Origin of the sequence: Paractinoplanes atraurantiacus (assembly GCF_900215205.1) — a bacterium.
GTDB classification, from domain to species: Bacteria; Actinomycetota; Actinomycetes; order Mycobacteriales; family Micromonosporaceae; genus Actinoplanes; species Actinoplanes atraurantiacus.
In genome coordinates, this window is record NZ_OBDY01000029.1 from 114,081 (window position 1) to 132,000 (window position 17,920).

The window sequence follows — 17,920 nt, forward strand, 5'->3', positions numbered from 1 at the left end:
CGTGACCACATCCACGCTCGAGGGCAGCCGCGGCGACCTCATCGTCTACTTCTCCGGCAGCCGCTGGGACGGCCCACCCGGCCACGACCGCAACATGGCGTCGGCCCTGAGCCGCTTCACCCCGGTCCTCTTCGTGGAACCACCGGTCTCGGCTTTGACTTCTTTGAAGCGTCCCGAGCTGGGCAGCCTGATGGACGGCCCGCGCCTGCGCGTGCTGTCCCCCCGCCTCGCTCACCTGGTGACGCCGGTCGTGCCCGGCCACAGCCGTCCCGGCCTGCACCGCCTCGTGCCGCCCATGGTGCGCCGAGCCACCTCCCGCGCCGTTTCACAGCTCTTCCCCGGCCCGGCCACGCCGTTGGCCGCCGTCGTGTCCTCGCGGGTCGAGGACCCGGGCTTCGACATGCCCGCGCGGCGCCGGTTGTTCTACGCCACCGACGATCTGGTGGCCGGCGCCGGCATGCTGGGCCTCCCCCGCGAGCGTCTCCTCGCCGAGGAGACACGCTCACTGCGCCGGGCCGACGCGGTCGCGGTGGTCTCGGAGTCATTGCAGAAGAGGTACGCCGGTGACGGCTTCCCCTCGGAGTTCGTGCCCAACGGCTGCCGCCCCGACCTCTACGCGTCGGTCGACGAGGCCCCGCTGCCCACTGACGTCGCTCTGGAAGGCCCCATCGCCGGCCTCCTGGGCCACGTCAACGACCGCATCGACCTGTCCCTGCTCGAAGCGGTCGCCGACACCGGCGCCTCGCTGCTCATCGTCGGCCCGGTCGCCCCCGGCTACCACGCCGACCGCTTCACCGCGCTCACCCAGCGCGCGAACGTCTGCTGGACCGGCCCCAAGCCGCACACCGACATGCCGTCGTACCTGCGCCTGATCGACGTGGGCCTCACCCCGTACGCCGACAACGAGTTCAACCGGGCCAGCTTCCCCTTGAAGACCCTCGAATATCTGGCCGCCGGCCGCGGCGGCGTGGCCACTCCCCTGCCCGCGGTGACGTGGCTCGGCACCGACCTGGTCACCCTGGCGTCGACCCCGTCCGCCTTCGCCGCCGCCGTGCGGGCGGAACTCGCGGTGCCCCGCACTCCCGCGCTGGCCGAAGCCCGCCGCGCCTTCGCCCAGAAGCACAGCTGGGACCGCCGCGCCGCCCAACTGGCCGACCTCCTCCACCTGGACGCCGCGTGAAAATCCTCGTCTACGCCCACCGCCTCGAGGTCGGCGGCACCCAGGTCAACGCCATCGAGCTGGCCGCTTCCCTGCGCGACAACCACGGCTACGACCCGGTCCTGTTCGCGACCCCGGGCCCGATGGTGTCCCTGGCTTCGTCTCTCGGGCTGCGTTTCATCGGTGCGCCGGAACCGGGCGCCCACCCGTCACCGGCCCGCATGCGCGCCCTGCGCGCGGCCGTCCGCGACGAGAAACCCGACCTGATCCACGCCTGGGACTGGACGCAGACCCTGGACGCCTTCTACGGCGTCCACCTGCCCACCGGCCTCCCGCTGCTGGCCACCGTCATGTCGATGGCCGTCCCCCGCCTGATTCCCCGGGCGGTCAGAACCACCTTCGGCACGTACGAACTGCTGGACCAGGCCCGGGCCGCCGGCCGCGACCGCCTGGGCCTGCTCCTGCCACCGGTGGACGTCCACCTGAACGCCCCCGATCCCGCGCTGGGCAAGGACTTCCGCGCCACCCACGGCCTGTCCGACGACGACACCCTGGTGGTGACCGTCTCCCGCCTGGTCGAACACCTGAAGCTGGAAAGCCTCCGCCGCACGGTCGAGGCCATGACCACCTTGGGCGCTTCGCTGCCCGCACTGAAACTCGTCATCGTCGGCGACGGCACCGCCCGCCCCGCGATCGAGGCGCAGGCCGCCGCGGTCAACGAGACCCTGGGCCGCCCCGCCGTGCTGCTGGTCGGTGCGATGTCCGACCCCCGCCCCGCCTACGCCGCCGCCGACGTGGTCGTGGGCATGGGCGGTTCTTCGTTGCGCTCCCTGGCTTTCGCCAAGCCCACGGTCGTCGTCGGCGAGAAGGGCTTCGCGTCGGCCTTCACCCCCGACACCGCCGAGAAGTTCCTCTACACAGGCATGTACGGCCTGGGCGACGGCGACGAGGGCAACCAGCACCTGATCGCCGAGATCCGCCGCCTGGCCACCCCGTCGTCCGCCACCGACCTGGGCGACTTCTCCCGCGACTTCATCCTGCGCAACTACTCCCTGGAGTCCGTCACGGCAAAGCTGGACGAGCTCTGCCGAGAAACAGTCGCCGACCACTCCCCCATACGCCGCCGAGCCACCGACGGCCTCCGCACAGCCGCCGTCCGCACCGCCGGCGCCGCCCGAGACCTGTTGCCCTCCCGCTGAAATTGCAGCCAGCGCTTGCCGAGCCGATCCCAGCTGCGCTTGAAGAGCTTCTTCCGCGTCCGCGCATAGGCATTGGCCGTCTCGATCCGAGCCATCAGATCCTGCGCCAGCTCAAGTGGCGCCAGCCCGGGCACCGGCGCGGCCGACTGGAGCGGCGAATCCTTCGCACTCATTTACGGATCGTAGCCGGGCAAATACGTTTGACCGACTTGCCCGGCGGCCGGGACGCTGGGCGTCATGGATCCGACGTCGCTCGGGAACCGGATCGCCTGGGACGAGGCCTACCGGGAGCAGCTCCGGTTCTTCGGTGGCCTGCCGTCCGACGACACGCTGACGCCCGATGAGTACGAGCTGCTCCGGGACGTTTTGGCGGCGCAGCCGTTGGTGGTGCACCCGCAGAGCGGCAACGGTGAGGACGACATCGCGCTCGTCCGGGCCGGCGCCCGCGCGGTGATCGGCGCTGACTACAGCGAGATAGCCGTGACCGAGGCGCAAGCCCGGGCCGACCGTCTTGGTGCCGCCTGCCGCTACGCCCTGGCGACGGTTCCCGGCGTGCCGCTGCGTGACGGCTGCGCCGACCTTGTCTACACCGGCAAGGGCGCCCTGATCTGGATGCCCGACATCGATGCCTGGGCCGCCGAGATGGCCCGCCTGCTCCGGCCCGGCGGCCACCTGTTCGTCTACGAGGGTCACCCCGCCACCGAGCTCTGGACCTGGGACCTGGACGAGCCGAGAATCCGTCCCGACCGCGATTATTTCGGCCGCTCCTTCGTCTGCGACGACTCGAGCTTTCCCGCCCACGGCGCCGTCATGTGGCAGTGGACCCTCGGCCGCACCGTGACCGCCGTCGTCCGGGCCGGCCTGGAGGTCCGTCACCTGGCCGAGTACCCCGAGCCGTTCTGGCGCATGGGCGACGTGGATGCCGCGGCCTTCCGCGGCCGCCTCCCCAACGCCTTCGCCCTCCTGGCCCGGGCCGGCACCGCGGCGCCGGTCAGCGGCGGTGCTGTGGGCGCCGCCGGCGCAGCGGCTCTCCGTTGACGGTCAGCCGGAAACGGCTGCCGCGCACACCGACCGGGATCGGCTCGACCGCGATCCGCGGCGCGAACTTCGACAAGGTGATCAGCAGACCGCCGATGACGGCGACGGCGATGCCGAGCCACACCAGGTTCATCACGCTCAGCGCGAGACCGCCGACCGCGAACCCGGCCCCGGTCTTCGGCAACATACTTTGGTACATGTCCGACCCTTCGATCGAGGTGAACCGCGGCGCTCAGGTGGCGGCCCAGCCGCCCTTGTCGCCGCGGAGGAACTTGAGGAACGCCTTCGAGTAGATGAAGGTCAACAGCAGCGTGTACAGCTGCTCGGGCACGAAGAGCCCCGCGTACAGGCGGGCCCGCCAGCCCATCGGCCAGACCGACCACACCCGCTCGGCGAGCAGCACGGCCGACGGGATCGTCCACCACCAGGAGAAGCTCACTCCGCCGAAGGCGATCAGCGAGACCGCGAGGGCGATGAGGTACGTGGCGGCCACCATCGCGGAGAGCAGAAGGCCGGCCTGCTGGCGCCAGTAGACCCAGCGCATGTGGAACGGCATGAGACGGCCGTACTGGGTGATGTTGCGCAGGGCGCCGAGATACCAGCGCTCGCGCTGCCCGATCAGCTTGGGGATGCTCTCCATCACGTCGGTGGTCGCCCACATCCCGGCCGGGGAGATCACCCGGTAGCCGCACGCCTGGAGGGCGAAGGTGAGCTCGTTGTCCTCGGTCAGACTGTGGGTGTCGTAGAAGGACCGGCCGCCGGGCAGCAGCGACCCTTCCCGGCGCTGGCGGCGGACGTCCAGCAAAGCGCCGTAGGAGAACAGGGTGCCGGTGCCGGTGAGCACGAAAGCCCGGTGTCCCATGCGCTTCGCGGTCTGGCCGTACCGGTGGTATTCCATGCGCTGCAGGTAGCCGAGCCTGCTGTCGCAGTCCCGGCCGGCGAACGTGCCACCCACGCCGCCGACTCCGGAGGTCAGGTTGGCGGCGGCGGTCTCGAGGAACCCCGGTGACAGCGTGGTGTCGGCGTCCATGACGAGCATGGCCCAGCTCCACGGCTCGGCCAGGTAGGGCTCCAGCCGGTCCAGCGCGAAGTTGATCGCCCCGGCCTTCTTGTCGGGATTGTGCCCGGGGAAGGTGATGACGTAGGCCCCGGCGCCGGCGGCGACCTCGGCGGTGTCGTCGTGGCAGTTGTTCGGCACCACCACGATCAGGTCGGGTGGCCGGGTCTGCCGGTGCAGCGAGGCGATGGTGGCCGCGATCGCGTCCCCTTCGTTGTAGGCGGGAACGACAGCCGCGATCTTCAGCGCTGGCGCGGGCGCGACGCGCCTGGTCCCCTCGCCGGGGATGCGCGGCCGCGGAATGCGGGTGTGAGTGCCGGCGTCCATACGAAGTCCTTGATCGTCTGCGGACATGTGTGGTGTATCCGGCCAAGACGATATTCCCGGCACGCCGACAGCGGCATCGCCCGCGGGAGGTCACCCGAATGGAGATCAACGCCGATGTCCGGCGCAGCGGTCCAACGATCATCACCCCGCCGCCGCGATCCGGCCGACCGCGTCTGCCAAGCGCGAACAGTGAGCGCGCGGCCGAGCGGCTGTCCGCGCACAGCGATCAAACAAATGGGCGCGGTCTCACAAAAGGCTCTTATAACACAAAGCGAACCTCCGAAGTGGAGGCGGCCCGGACTTACGGGCGGCGCGGCAAAGAGACGAGCCAAGGCCCCCAGAAGCGAAGCAGCACAGGCCAATCTGCGGAGGCGGAGGCGGAGGCGGAGGCGGAGCCGGAACGGCGCTCGCGCCAGGCGCAGTCCCGGTGCGGGGCCGGGAGTCGGCGAAGGCCGAGCCGCGAACGCCGGACCGCGACCGCTGAGCCGCGAACGCTGGGCCGCGGAGCCAGGAGCGGCGGGACCAAGAGGCGGCGGGAGCGGGGGCGGTGGAGAGAGATTCAGATGGTTGTTGTCGCCACCTCGGGCTTGGTGGGCTCCGGGGTGGGTGCGGGCGTGCGGATCAGGCGGAGGGTGGGCCAGGCGACGGCGGCGAAGGCGGCCGTGCTCAGCAGGGCGCCCAGGAACAGGGTGAGGAGGTCGCCGTCGACCACCCGCTGGACGATGATGCCGACCACGGCGGCGGCCACGCCGGCCAGGACGGGGCGGATGCAGGCGCGGACGGCGTCCCACCACGGGATGGGGACGGTGGCCACGGCGGCCAGGTGGAGGGGAATGGCCACGGCCAGGGCGACGACCAGGTGGGCTATGCCGGCGCCCCGGATGCCGGCGTGGGAGACGCCGATGATCAGGGCCGGGAGCAGGGCGACGATCCACGCCGCCTGGATGTACATGTTCAGGCGGGCCTTGCCGACGGCCGTCAGCAGGTCGGCCGCCAGCTGCATCGCCACCCGCAGGCCGCCCAGGACGGCCAGGAACGTCAGGGCCGCCGCCGCGCCCGACCACTCGGAGCCGTAGACCACCCGGGTGGCCGGCAGGGCGTACACCGCCAAGCCCGCCACCACCAGCGACGTCGGGATCAGCATCAAGGTCAGGGAGCGGCTGAACGCCGATCTCAATGCCGGCAGGTTCTCCTGTAGGCGGGCGAACGCCGGCACCGACACGCGGGCCACCGCGACCGACAGGATGCTGACCGGCCAGCTCGACAGGTTGAAGGCCATCAGGTAGAGACCCAGGGCCTCCGGGCTCATCAGGCGCCCGACCACGATGTAGTCGAGGTTCATTAGGCCCACCGCCAGCAGCAGCGTCCCGGCGATGGGCAGGCCGCCGCGCAGCACGTGACCCGCCGCCTCGCGGTCCCAGCCGGGCCGGAACCGCTGCGGCGTGAAGACCAGCAGCAGCACCCCGTTGACCAGGTTGCCGACGAAGCGGCCCCAGGCCAGGCTCCACGCGCCGAAGCCCAGTGACGCCAGCACGATGGACAGGCCGAGCGTCACGATCATGCCGGTGAGGTCGGCCGTGGCCCGGCGCCCCTGCATGAAGTTGCGGGTCAGCATGGCCGACGGCACCGCGAACAGGCCGTTGATGACCACCGAGACGGCCAGCAGGCGGACGATGCCCGCCGCCTCCGGGGCGTTCAGGGCCGACGCGATGCCCGGCGCCCCGAAGAACGCCGCCGCCGCCACCAGGCAGCTCGCGGCGAAGATCAGGGTGGTCGCGGTCGGGGCGATCTTCTCGATCTTGCCGGCCCAGCGGACCAGGGTCGGCTCGATGCCGAGGTCGTTGATGTTGACCAGGATCATGAGGACGACCAGGGCGACCGTGAACTGGCCGTAGTCCGCGGGTGAGAGCAGCCGGGCCAGGATGATGCCGCTGAGGACCGTGCCGGCGCGGGTGGCCAGGCTGCTGACGAAGCTCCAGCCCAGGCCGCGCTTGACTAGTTTGCCGAGCGGCTCTTCCACCGAAATGTTCCTTTCACACCCGGGACCAGCGCGGAGCCGAGGTCCGGATCTCCCGGGACGGGTGGGTGAGGCGCCACACCGCGCCGCAGAGGCCGACCGTCATGCCGAGCGAGAGCGAGTACGTCGTGTAGGTGAGGCAGTCGAACGTGTACGTGATGAACAGGGCCATCACCTGGGTCGAGATGAGCACCAGGCAGAGGTGTCTCTGCTCGCTGGTCTCGGCCCGGCGCATGGCGATCGCCGCGACCGTGATCGCGGTCAGGTGCAGACCGGCCAGGACGACGATGCCCACGATGCCGTTCTCCAGGGCCGTGCGCATCCACTGGTTGTCCAGGAACTGGTACATGGGCCATTCCCACGTGCCGGATCCGCGGCCGAACCACGGGCGCTGGCTGAAGTACGTGCCGACCATCGCGTACCGCTCGGTGCGCACCTGGATGCTCGAGTCCTCGCTCGCTCCGGCGAAGATGTCGTAGATGGTGCGGACCGTCGACGGCTGGATGGCCGAGATGGCCACGACCGCCGTGATGCCCATCGCGATGATGTTGTATCGGGTCCGCCACGTCCAGAGCGGCATGAGGATCAGCAGGGCGATGAAGATCGAGATGATGCCCGTACGCGAGATCGTGACCAGGATGCCGGCCACGATCAGGAACGCCGCGGCCCCGTACAGACCCCGGACGATCTGCTTGGCCGAGAACTTGGCGAAGTGGATGGCGATCGGGACGGCCAGCGACAGGGCCGCCGCCAGCTCCAGGTAGTGGGTGGTCGTCGACGGCACCCGTAAGCCGCTGCCGCGCACCTGGAAGCCGGGCACGCCGAGGTTGGTCAGGCCGGGAACCTGCATGTACTCGACGATGTTGACCGGCAGCACCCGTTGCAGGAGGCCGATGACCGACATGTAGACGCAGCACCAGATGAACACCTGGAGCAGGAAGCGCAGCCGGCTCCAGTTGGAGATGCCGTCGGCCGCCACCAGGATGACCCCGAGGAACGCCGCCCCACCGGCCAGCAACGACCGGTCGGCCGCGTTCGCCTCCAGCGGGGTCAGACCCCGGGCGAAGGCGATGACGTACGAGACCAGCAGTGACAGGAAGAAGAACAGCGCCGCCCAGCGGATCGGCTGTGGCCCGGGCATCACCAGCTCGGGGCTGAGACGCGTGGCGAGCCACCAGCAGAACAGCAGGACACACAGGACCGTCCCGGGCCGGCCGACGTCGGCCGTGGTGCCCGGGATGATCAGCCGGGACGGGATGAGGGTGAGCCAGCCGAGGACCACGGCCAGGCCGAACGCCGCGTCCAGCACGACCAGCCGGCGGCGGGTCGCGTACATCTGGTCGGCGAACAGCGCCGGTTCGAGGTCTCTCGCCGAGATCGGCGGGGCGCTCAAGTGCGCCTGCCGCGATCGTTGCCCCGCTCACCGCCTTGACGGGCCCGCGGCATGGACGGGATCACGATGGTCTCAGCACCGGGGTCGCGGCCGTTCTGCTGCTGGGCGCCGCCACGGGCGTACTGGCCGAGAGGTTTGGTCTTGTCGGCGTCGCCGTTGACGCTGGGCCGGTTGATCTGCGGAACGGACGGGAAGGTGCCGTTCAGCGGGATCGCGGCCGAGCCCGGCGGCATCTCGGGAGCGGCGCCGGCGTCACCGCCCTTGCGGCGCTTGCGGCGGCGCAGGAGCGTGTCGACCAGGATGGTGATGCCGCCGGTGAGCAGGATGCCGATGGCGAAGATGACGACCACGGCCCGCTTGACCTTGCCGCCCGGGCGCTTGAGGTTCTCGCCCTTGTCGAGCCGGTAGGCGGTGATCATGTCGGCTTTCTTGACGTTGTACTGCTTCTGCAGCGAGTCGACCGACTTCTCGTACTGTGTCGTCACCTCGGTGGTGGCCGACTGCGCCTCCTCGAGGGTGGGCGCGACGACCGCGATGATCGCCACCGGGTTCTTGTCCGAGATGGTGATCTCGAAGCTCGCCGTCTCGTCCTTCTTCTTGAGAGCGTCGAGGAAGGTCTGGTCCTGCGTGGCCACCGTGGCGGCGTTGCTCAGCGACGAGAGGCCGAGCGCCAGCCACGGGTTCTGCACCGAAATGACCTTGTTCGGGTCGGAGGCCACGGTCGGTGGGATCAGCTGGACGTACGAGGTGATCGCGTAGTCCGGCTTGATCTCGGTCGCGGCGTAGCCCGTCGCGGCTATCGTGACCAGCAAGAGCGTAACCGAGACATACCAGCGGCGAATCATGAGCTTGGTAAGGTCCCAGAAATCCATGCCGTTCCCCTCGGCCGGTCACACCCCCGGTGCACCGGCATGTCGCACATTCCGCTGACGCCGGGGATGACACTAACGTCCTCCGGCGGCGCCAGGCCATCCGTACTTCGGGTCCAGTTTGGATCGGACAACTGACACCCGTCGTCCTCTTCTACCGCATGCTCATCGTCCGTTCATCGGGTGCTCAGCTGTTGGGAGTGAAGACCGGGTCGACCCAGAAGTTGTGGCTCGACCGGGTGCCGGGGAATCCGGAACCGTACTTGAAGACACCGCCGGTGGCCGGCACGTGCAGCGGCGGGCTGTGCGTCGCCGCGGCCAGGCCGCCCGAGGTCACCGCGTAGTGGCCGGTCGTGGTCGAGTACGACACCGTGTACACGTTGCCGGGGGTGATGGCGTACGGCTGGGAGAAGAGCATCGTCTGCCAGCCGGTCGCCGTCTCGCTGACGAAGGTGCCGGTGGCCAGCGGGTCGCCCGCGGCGTTCCACAGCGTGCCGGTGTGCGTGCCGTTGTTGCCGGTGCCCCGGTAGTAGCGGATGCCGTTGACGATGCCCGCGACGTCGGTCGTGAACTGGACGCCGACCGAGATGGCGGCCGAGTCGTTCCAGCTCGCGCTGGCCGGCGTGGCCGTGCTGGGCCAGACGGTGACCGCGCCCGCCGGGACGGTCGGCTGCGGCGGCTGCGGCTCCTCGGGCGCGGCCACGAACATCGGGTCGACCCAGTAGTTCGTGTTGCCGTACGAGCTCGTCGGGAAGACGTCCGAGCCGTACGTGTAGAGGCCGTTGTTGCCGCCCACGCCGGTCAGCGGCCCGTTGACGCGCTGGTTGTTGAAGTAGCCACTGGTCGCCGCGTAGTTGCCGCGGGGCGCGTAGTACGAGGCGACGTAGGTGGTGCCGGCGTCGACCTTGTACGGCTCGTCGAAGTACACGCTCTGCCAGCCGGTGGCCGAGTCGTTGACGAAGGTGGCCTGGCGCAGCCGGCTGCCGGCGGCCGACCAGAGGCTGCCGACGTGCGTGCCGCCGTTACCGGTGCCCTTGTAGAACCGGACGCCGATGACCGTGCCGTCGACGGACGGGGTGAACTTCACGCCGAGCGTGGTGCCACGCGAGTCCTTGACGGCCGCCGTGTCCGGGGTCTCGGCCGCCGGGAACAGGCTGTTCACCGTCGTCTGGGCGGGGTCGGTGGTGAACTTCCAGACCTTCGGCTGCGCCATCGCGTTGCCGTTGGTGTCGGACGCCGAGACCCGCGCCGTGAAGGTCTCCCCCGCGGTCAGCGCGGCCGCCGGGATGAACCGGGCGGTACGGGTCGGCCCGTCGTAGTCGACGGTGCCCGCGACGTTCGCGCCGGCGTCGTTGATCAGCGTGAAGGTGATGGCCGCGGCGTTCACCGGCTTGCTGAACGTGGCCGAGGGCTGGGCCGAGACCGGCGTGTAGAGCGCGTCCGGCGTGGGCGTCACGGTCAGCACGGTCGGCGCGGTCAGGTTCGACGAGTCGAACAGCACGTCGACGTAGTAGTTGGTGGCCGCGTACGACCGCACCGGGAACTCGCCCGGCTCGCCGAAGACGCCGTTGCCGCCCGAGTCCTGGCTGCGCGGGCTGCTCAGCGGCGCCGCGTTCAGGGCACGGTAGGCGAAGGCCCACGAGTCGGCCGCGTAGCGCCCGTTCGGCGCGGTGTAGGAGGCCACGTACGTCGAGCCCGCGACCACCGGTACCGCCGGTGAGAGGGTGAGGGTCTGCCAGCCGGTGGCCGTCTCGTTCTCGAACGTGCCGCTGGAGAGCAGGTCGCCGTCCTCGGTCCAGAGGCTGCCGGTGTGGGTGCCGGTGTTGCCGGCGCCCTTGTAGAAGCGGACCGCCTTGACGAAGCCGTCGGTCTGCGGGGTGATCTTGATGCCGACCTCGGTGGCACCGGTGTCGGTCGACGCCGGGGTGCCGGGCACCTTGTTGCCGAACAGCGACGTCGAGCCGGTCAGGTTGAGCGCCCGGGCGGTCGGGTTGCTGTTCAGGTTGGCGCTGTCGTCGGCCGCGCGCACCTTGATGGTGGCGACGCCGTCGCCGGTCACGTAGCCCGTGTACGACCAGGCCGTGGTGCCGGTGGCCGGGTGCCAGGTGGTGCCGTTGTCGAGGGAGACCTCGACCGCGGCGACCACGCCGCCGCCGGTGTCGGAGGCCGTGCCGGAGACGGTCACCTGGGCGCCGTTGGCCACGGTGGCGCCGGCGGCGGGCGAGGTGATGGCCACGGTCGGCGCCACGGTGTCGGTCGAGGCGCTGGCCGCGAGCAGGTTGCTCATCCGGGTGGCCGGCTGCACCTTCATGTCGGCGAACAGGTTGATGACCGCCTGCTGCATGTTCTTGTCGACCGGCTCGATGTCCCACTCGCTGTCGTGGTGGTCGTCGAGGCCCCAGGCGTACTGGACGGTGCCGGCGCCGAAGACCAGGGCGCCGCTGGCCGCCTTGTAGAGCGTCATGTGGTGCGTGGTGGTGCCGGGCGTGACGACCTGACCGAAGTCGCGCAGGTATTCGGGCGTCTCCCCGGTGGTCTCGGAGAGCCGGATCAGGCCGGCCGGACGGAAGCCGTTGTCGATGTCCTCGTCCGACTCGTAGCCGATGGTGTGCTTGGCCAGCTGCTTGACCCCGGAGGTCTGGTTGGCCACCTCGGTGCCGCGCCAGAAGCGGTTCTTGCCCTTGGCCGCCGGCACCTCCATGGTGATGTCGTCGCTGTTGGCCATGAACATGGTGCCGGTCAGCGAGTTCTCCGGCACGCCACCGTTGGACGGCGGGCTCCAGCGCGGGTCACGCCACGTGCCGGTCCACTCCGTGCTCGGGTCGCTCTTCTTGTTGTCCCAGGTCTCCTTGTAGCAGACCAGGGTGCGGTACGCCGTGTTCGAGCCGTCCTTGCTCGTCTCCCAGCGGGTCTTCCAGTAGACCTCGTTGCCGCTGAAGAACGCGAGGTTGGTGCCGGAGTCGCGGGCCGCCTCGACGAAGGTGCGCTGCGGGCCCGACCAGTACTCGTCGTGGCCGACGGAGAGGAACACCTTGTGGTTGGCGATGAGCGCGCCACGCCGGTCGGCGTCGACGTCGGTCGTGTACGTGACGTCGTACCCGTTGCGCTCGAGGAAGCGGATCATCGGGTACTCGTTGCTGAACAGGAAGTCACGGCCGTCGAACGCGCCCCGGGTAGCGAAGGGGCGGTTGTAGCTGAGCTTGGTCGCGCGTCCCTGCGGGCCGCCGTAGAAGCTGGCCCCGCCGTACGTGTTGTAGGCCTGCCAGGTGGCGTCCGAGGTCTTGAACAGCACGTCGGAGTGGCTGGCGTCGTTGCGCACGACGAACGAGATGTGGCTGGAGCCGCCGTCGGTGCGGGTCAGCAGCGCGAAGTAGACACCGGAGACCTGGCCCGCCGGCACCTGCCAGGTGGCCGACGGCGCCCACGTGCCGCAGTCGTAGATCTGCGTGGCGTCGTCGTCGACACAGGCGGTGTTCTGGTTCTGCGCCGGATAGGTGGCGGGCAGGGTGGTGATGCGGCGGGCGCCGGCGCCGCCGTAGTAGCCGATCCGGAAGATCTCGATGGTGAACGCGTGCTCGGCCCGCACCTTGAAGGTGACGGTCTGGCCGGCGTTGACGCTCATGTCGGTGGCGAAGCCCTGGATCGTGTCGTCGCCGGCGCCGGTGATGTTCCATTCGTCGTCCGGCGTGCCCGCCAGCGCGTTCTCACACACGATGTCGTTCGGTGAGCAGGCGGCGGAGACCGCCGACGGGCCCAGCCCGATGAGTACCGCGGCCCCCAGCACCGTGGCTGTGGCGGCGGCGATAAGCGCCCTTGCTCTATCCATCGTGTCCTCGAATTCCTTTTCCGCTACTTGCCGCAGACCCTATTGGCACGTCCTGACAGGACGTACTCCACCGGTCGGATGATCTCCAACGCCTGTCGGGTCATTCCTGCCGCAGGGCGGTGGCCAGCGCCTCGGCCACCCGGCTCTGCTGGTCGCCGGTGATCTGGGGATAGATCGGAAGAGAGAGGATTTCGGGGGCGACGGCCTCCGCATTCGGGAAGGATCCGCCCAGGTCGGCGAAAGCGCCCGTACGGTGCACCGGGATCGGGTAGTGGATGCCGGCGCCGATGCCGGCCTCGTTGAGACGGCCGAGAACGGCGTCGCGGCGGCCGCCGGGGACGCGGACGCAGTAGATGTGCCAGACGTGCTCGTTGCCCTCGAGGGTCTCGGGAAGCACGACGTCGAGGTCGGCCAGCAGCTCGTGGTAGCGCGCGGCGGCGGCGCGGCGGCGCTCGTTCCAGTCGGCCAGCCGGGCCAGCTTGGCCCGCAGCACGACCGCCTGCAGGCCGTCGAGGCGGCTGTTCACACCGATGAGGTCGTGGTGGTACTTCTTCAGGCCGCCGTGGCTGCCGAGCGTACGGACGATGGTGGCCAGCTCCTCGGAGGAGGTGACGACGGCGCCCGCGTCGCCGTACGCGCCGAGGTTCTTGCCCGGGTAGAAGCTGGTGGCCGCGATGCCGTCGACGCCGGCCGAACGGCCGTGCCGGGTCGCGCCCTGCGACTGGGCGGCGTCCTCGACGACGGCCACACCGGACGCGGTCAGCTTCTCCACCTCGGCCATCTGGCCGTAGAGGTGCACGGGCGCGATGGCCTTGGTGGCCGGGGTGACGGCCGCGAGGGCGGCGTCGGCGTCGATGAGGTACGTCCGCGGGTCGCAGTCCACGAGCACGACCTTCGCGCCGCAGCGGGCGACCGCCTCGGCCGTGGCGATGAACGTGTTGGCGGGCAGGATGACCTCGCTGCCCGGGCCGGCACCGACGGCGCGCAGGGCGAGCTCGAGGGCGTCGGTGCCGTTGGCCACGCCGACGCAGTGCGCCAGGCCGGAGAAGGCGGCGTACTCCTGCTCGAAGGCGGCCACCTCGGGGCCGCCGACGAAGGCGGTCTCGGCGATGACGCGCTTGAAGCCGGCCTCGACCTCCTCGGCCACCTCCGCGTGGGCGGCGGCGAGGTCGACGAGCGGGATCCGGGACATGTGCTGGCTCCTAAGAAGTTGAGCGGATCAGGCGGGCCGGGTTGCCGGCCCAGACCTCGCCGGCGGGCACGTCGCGCAGCACGACCGAGCCCATGCCGACCAGGGATCGGGCGCCGATTTTCACGCCCTCGCGGACGAGGGCGCCGCTGCCGACGTACGCCTCCTCGTCGAGCACCGCGCCGCCACCGACACGGACGCCGGAGGCGATGGTGCAGTAGTCGCCGACCCGGTCGTCGTGGGTGAGCACGGCCTGCGGCATGACGGCCACGTGCGACCCGACGGCCACGTCGGCGGTGAGCACCGTGCCGGCCAGCAGCACGGTGCCGGGGCCGATGGTGCTGCCGGCGCCGACCGACGCGAGCGGGTGCACGATGGTGGCGTAGCGCTCCACGGGCAGGCCGAGACGGTCGACGATGCCGCGCCGAACAGTGAAGTTGCGCGGGTTGCCCACGCAGACCACGACCGCCGCGTCCATGTCGGCGGCCCGGGCGACGGCGCCCAGGATGGGCAGGCCGGAGCGGGTCGTGCCGTGCAGGTCCGGGTTGTCGTCGAGGAAGCCCAGGACGTTCCAGTCGTCGCGGGCGGCCGACGCGGTCTCCCGCGCGAAGCCGCCCGCTCCGACGATGACCAGGTCTGTCACGGCCTGGCCAGCTCCCGAAGGACACCCACGATGTGGTTCTGGTCGTCCTCGGTGAGCTTGTGGTGCAGGGGCAGGATGAGCGAGTCCCGGGTGATCCGCTCGGTCACCGGCAGCGGGCCGGGCGTGACGTCGGCGTAGGCCGGCTCCAGGTGGGCCGCCATGATGCCGCGCCGCGCCGAGACGCCCTGGCGGGCCAGCTCGGTGAGGACGTCGTCGCGACTGCTTCCGAAAGAAGGCTCGATGAGCACCCAGAACGACTGGTAGTTCGTCTGGCCGTACGAGGGGTCGCGAACCGGCACAAGACCGTCGATATCGGCGAGCAGCGATTGGTATCGGGCCGCCTTCGCCCGCCGGTCCGCGACCAGGCCCGGGAGCCGGCCGAGCTGCACGAGCCCGACCGCGGCCTGGATGTCGGTCATCCGGTAGTTGTAGGCGGTCTCCAGGTAGGCCTCGATGACCGGCTGGCTGCTCTTGTGCCGGTCGGCTGCGGAGACGTTCATGCCGTGCTCGCGCAGGCGCTTCAGGCGCACGGCCCGGTCGGCGTCGTCGAGCGTCACCATGCCGCCCTCACCGGTGGTGATGAGCTTGCGCGGGTGGAACGACCAGGCCGCGAGGGTGGCGCCGGTGCCGGCCGGCTGGCCGTACGCCGTGGACCCGGCCGCGCAGGCCGCGTCCTCGACGAGCTCGACGCCCCAGTCGGCCGCCGCCTTGCGCAGACCGGCGGTGTCGAACGGGACGCCACCCTGATGAACGGCGATGACGGCCCGGGTGCGCGGCGTCCGTACGGCATCAATCGTCTCTGCCGTCAGATTGCCCGTGGCCAGGTCGACATCGGCGAAAACCGGGGTCGCGCCGACATAACGGACCGCGTTGGCGGTGGCGATGAACGACAGCGATGGGACGACGACCTCATCGCCCGGCTTGACGCCGAGCGCGACCAGAGCCAGATGCAGCGCGGTCGTGCAGGAGCTGACGGCGACACCCTGCGAGGCACCGACGACGGCCGCGAACTCCTGCTCGAACTGGGCGACGCGAGGCCCCTGAGCGACCCAGCCGGAGCGAACGGCCTCGGCCGCGGCCTGAGCCTCTTCCTCGCCCAGCTGGGGAATCATCACCGGGATCACTTTGACGACCGCCACCAGTCGACGAGGCCCTGAAGGCCGTCGTGCAGCGACAGTTCGGCGGTGAAGCCGAGCTTCTCGGTGGCCGCGCTGGTGTCGGCCAGGCGGCGGGTGACGCCGTTGACCGCGCGGGCCGGGCCGAACTCCGGCTCGAGGTCGCTCTTCATGACCTCGCTGAGCGCGGCGGCCAGATCGCGCAGGCTCGTCTCGGTGGCGCTGGCGATGTTGAAGACCTCGTCGGTGACGTCGGCCCTGGCGGCCAGGATGTTGGCCCGCGCGATGTCGGCCACGTGCACGAAGTCCATCGTGGCGAGGCCGTCGCCCAGGATCAGCGGCGGGTTGCCGGCGTCGATGCGCTCCATCCAGCGGATGAGCACCTCGGTGTAGAGGCCGTGGATGTCCATCCGCGGGCCGTAGACGTTGAAGTAGCGCAGGGCGACGTAGTCGAGGCCCTTCATGGCGTGGAAGCTGCGCAGGGTGGCCTCGTTGAAGGCCTTCGCGGCGCCGTAGAAGGTGTCGTTGTTGTACGGGTGGTGGCGCTCCGTGGTCGGGAACTCCTCGGCCAGGCCGTAGACAGACGCCGACGACGACGCGATCAGCTTTTTGACCCCTTTTTCCGCGGCGGCCTCGACGACGTTGAAGGTGCCGTCGACCAGCACCTCGTTGGCCAGCCGGGGTTCCTCGGCGCACTGGGTGATGCGGATGGCGGCCAGGTGGAAGACGAGGTCCTTGCCTTCGGTCACGTTGTGCACGAGAGCGACGTCGCGGATGTCGCCCTCGATGAGCTCGACCGGGCCGTTCTCCAGCGCCCAGGCCAGGTTGTCCCGCCGGCCCCGGACGAAGTTGTCCAGCACCACGATCTCGGCGGCCCCGCCGCGGACCAGTTCGTCGACGACGTGCGAGCCGATGGTGCCCGCCCCGCCCGTGACGAGGGCGCGCGCGCCCTCGATCTGTACGCCCGTCACGCCATGTGCCCTTCATCGAGTTTGATCATCGTGCCGCCCTCGGCCAGGCTACGCGAGGCCGCCTGGAGGATTTCGAGGACGCGGAGGCCGGACCGGCCGTCGGTCAGCGCCGGCTCGCCGGAGGTGATGGCCCGCGCGTATTCGTCGACCATCGTGCGCAGCGCCTCGCGCTCGGTCAGCGCCGGGGCGACCATGTCGCCCGAGCGGTAGGAGACCAGGATGTCGCGGCGCTGCTCGTCGCCCAGCTCCTCGGGCGAGGCCACGTCGACGCCGCGGTCGTAGATGGCCACCCGCTGGCTCGGGTTGAGGTCGTCCCAGACCAGGGTCCGCTTCGACCCGCCGACGATGGTCGTGCGGATTTTGACCGGGGACAGCCAGTTGACGTGGATGTGGGCGATCGCGCCGTTGCTGAGCTCCAGCGTCAGATAGGCCACACATGCCCGGCCCGCGCCGATTCCGTCGGCCCCGTGCGCGGCGACCGCGACCGGGCGTACCGCGTCGGGAAGAACGAAGTCGAGAATGGACAAGTCGTGCGGCGCGAGGTCCCAGACCACGTCGATGTCGCGCTGGACCAGGCCCAGGTTGATCCGCACCGAGTCGAGGAAGTGCAGCTCGCCGAGCTCGCCCGAGCGCAGCAGCTCACGGATGCGCAGCACGGCCGGTGTGTAGCAGTAGGTGTGGTCGCACATCAGGGTCAGGCCGCGGCGGTCGGCCTCCTCGACCAGTTGGCGGCCCTCTTCGTACGTGGCGGCCAGTGGCTTCTCCACGAGGACATGCTTACCGGCGCGCAATGCCGCCAGGGCGACCGGCAGGTGAGTGCCGGCGGGCGTGGCGATGGCGACGGCCTGAACCTCGGGGTCGGCGAGCACCTCGTCCAGGTCCGCGGTGACCTGGACGGTCGAGTAGCCGCCGAGGACACGGCGAGCCCTCTCGACGTCGAGGTCGCAGAGCCAGCGCAGCCGGAAGGCCGGCGAGCCCTGGAAGTTGCGGACGAGGTTGGGGCCCCAATATCCGGCCCCGACGACGGCGATTCCGATGGGAGTAGTCACGAACTTCCTCATCCGGTGCACGGTGGACGGGTTCCGTGCCGGAAGCTATCGATACCGGCGTGCTCCCC

General features: G+C 70.3%; 14 protein-coding genes. 3 read left to right on the plus strand and 11 right to left on the minus strand.

Translation table 11 applies throughout. The annotated features are described in order from the left end of the window. Position 1: 1 nt before the first annotated feature. From CRP55_RS41450 to CRP55_RS41460, 3 genes are all read left to right on the plus strand, one after another. Positions 2-1,180 (plus strand): glycosyltransferase, encoded by a 1,179-nt coding sequence (locus CRP55_RS41450; RefSeq protein WP_097327485.1) that lies wholly within the window; start codon positions 2-4, stop codon positions 1,178-1,180. Further along, complete coding sequence (locus CRP55_RS41455; protein ID WP_143235303.1) at positions 1,177-2,358, plus strand: glycosyltransferase family 4 protein; 1,182 nt, start codon at positions 1,177-1,179, stop codon at positions 2,356-2,358. Before CRP55_RS41450 ends, CRP55_RS41455 begins: the two co-directional genes overlap by 4 nt. Positions 2,359-2,595: 237 nt before the next feature. Continuing rightward, positions 2,596-3,396, plus strand: coding sequence for a class I SAM-dependent methyltransferase (locus tag CRP55_RS41460; RefSeq protein WP_097327487.1), 801 nt, complete (start codon positions 2,596-2,598; stop codon positions 3,394-3,396). Here the strand turns inward: CRP55_RS41460 and CRP55_RS41465 are convergent. The 11 genes from CRP55_RS41465 to CRP55_RS41515 form a co-directional block, all read right to left on the minus strand. Continuing rightward, the gene (locus CRP55_RS41465) at positions 3,350-3,595 is read right to left on the minus strand and encodes a hypothetical protein (RefSeq protein WP_143235304.1); all 246 of its coding nucleotides are present in this window, start codon (positions 3,593-3,595) and stop codon (positions 3,350-3,352) included. The genes CRP55_RS41460 and CRP55_RS41465 overlap by 47 nt on opposite strands. Positions 3,596-3,628: 33 nt before the next feature. Beyond that, on the minus strand, positions 3,629-4,780 hold the full coding sequence (locus CRP55_RS41470; RefSeq protein WP_179855563.1) for a glycosyltransferase family 2 protein: 1,152 nt from the start codon (positions 4,778-4,780) through the stop codon (positions 3,629-3,631). A 559-nt stretch (positions 4,781-5,339) separates the two neighbouring features. Further along, the gene (locus CRP55_RS41475; RefSeq protein WP_097327490.1) at positions 5,340-6,800 is read right to left on the minus strand and encodes a lipopolysaccharide biosynthesis protein; all 1,461 of its coding nucleotides are present in this window, start codon (positions 6,798-6,800) and stop codon (positions 5,340-5,342) included. Between the two features lie 13 nt (positions 6,801-6,813). Then, on the minus strand, positions 6,814-8,190 hold the full coding sequence (locus CRP55_RS41480) for an O-antigen ligase family protein (RefSeq protein ID WP_097327491.1): 1,377 nt from the start codon (positions 8,188-8,190) through the stop codon (positions 6,814-6,816). Further along, positions 8,187-9,062: a hypothetical protein gene (locus tag CRP55_RS41485; protein WP_097327492.1), complete on the minus strand. Its 876-nt coding sequence runs from the start codon at positions 9,060-9,062 to the stop codon at positions 8,187-8,189. Before CRP55_RS41485 ends, CRP55_RS41480 begins: the two co-directional genes overlap by 4 nt. A gap of 184 nt (positions 9,063-9,246) precedes the next feature. After that, positions 9,247-12,885, minus strand: a complete 3,639-nt coding sequence (locus CRP55_RS41490) for a DUF4082 domain-containing protein (protein ID WP_097327493.1) — start codon at positions 12,883-12,885, stop codon at positions 9,247-9,249. A 100-nt stretch (positions 12,886-12,985) separates the two neighbouring features. Further along, positions 12,986-14,077 (minus strand): DegT/DnrJ/EryC1/StrS family aminotransferase, encoded by a 1,092-nt coding sequence (locus tag CRP55_RS41495; protein ID WP_097327494.1) that lies wholly within the window; start codon positions 14,075-14,077, stop codon positions 12,986-12,988. 10 nt (positions 14,078-14,087) lie between these two features. Continuing rightward, positions 14,088-14,717, minus strand: coding sequence for an acetyltransferase (locus CRP55_RS41500; RefSeq protein WP_097327495.1), 630 nt, complete (start codon positions 14,715-14,717; stop codon positions 14,088-14,090). Continuing rightward, positions 14,714-15,829, minus strand: a complete 1,116-nt coding sequence (locus CRP55_RS41505) for a DegT/DnrJ/EryC1/StrS family aminotransferase (RefSeq protein WP_097327516.1) — start codon at positions 15,827-15,829, stop codon at positions 14,714-14,716. The genes CRP55_RS41500 and CRP55_RS41505 overlap by 4 nt, the downstream gene beginning before the upstream one ends. A gap of 8 nt (positions 15,830-15,837) precedes the next feature. Next, on the minus strand, positions 15,838-16,803 hold the full coding sequence (locus tag CRP55_RS41510) for an NAD-dependent epimerase/dehydratase family protein (RefSeq protein WP_218854854.1): 966 nt from the start codon (positions 16,801-16,803) through the stop codon (positions 15,838-15,840). Beyond that, positions 16,800-17,864 carry a Gfo/Idh/MocA family protein gene (locus CRP55_RS41515; RefSeq protein ID WP_097327515.1) on the minus strand — a complete coding sequence of 355 codons (1,065 nt, stop codon included), beginning with the start codon at positions 17,862-17,864 and terminating at the stop codon, positions 16,800-16,802. The genes CRP55_RS41510 and CRP55_RS41515 overlap by 4 nt, the downstream gene beginning before the upstream one ends. Positions 17,865-17,920: the final 56 nt, after the last annotated feature.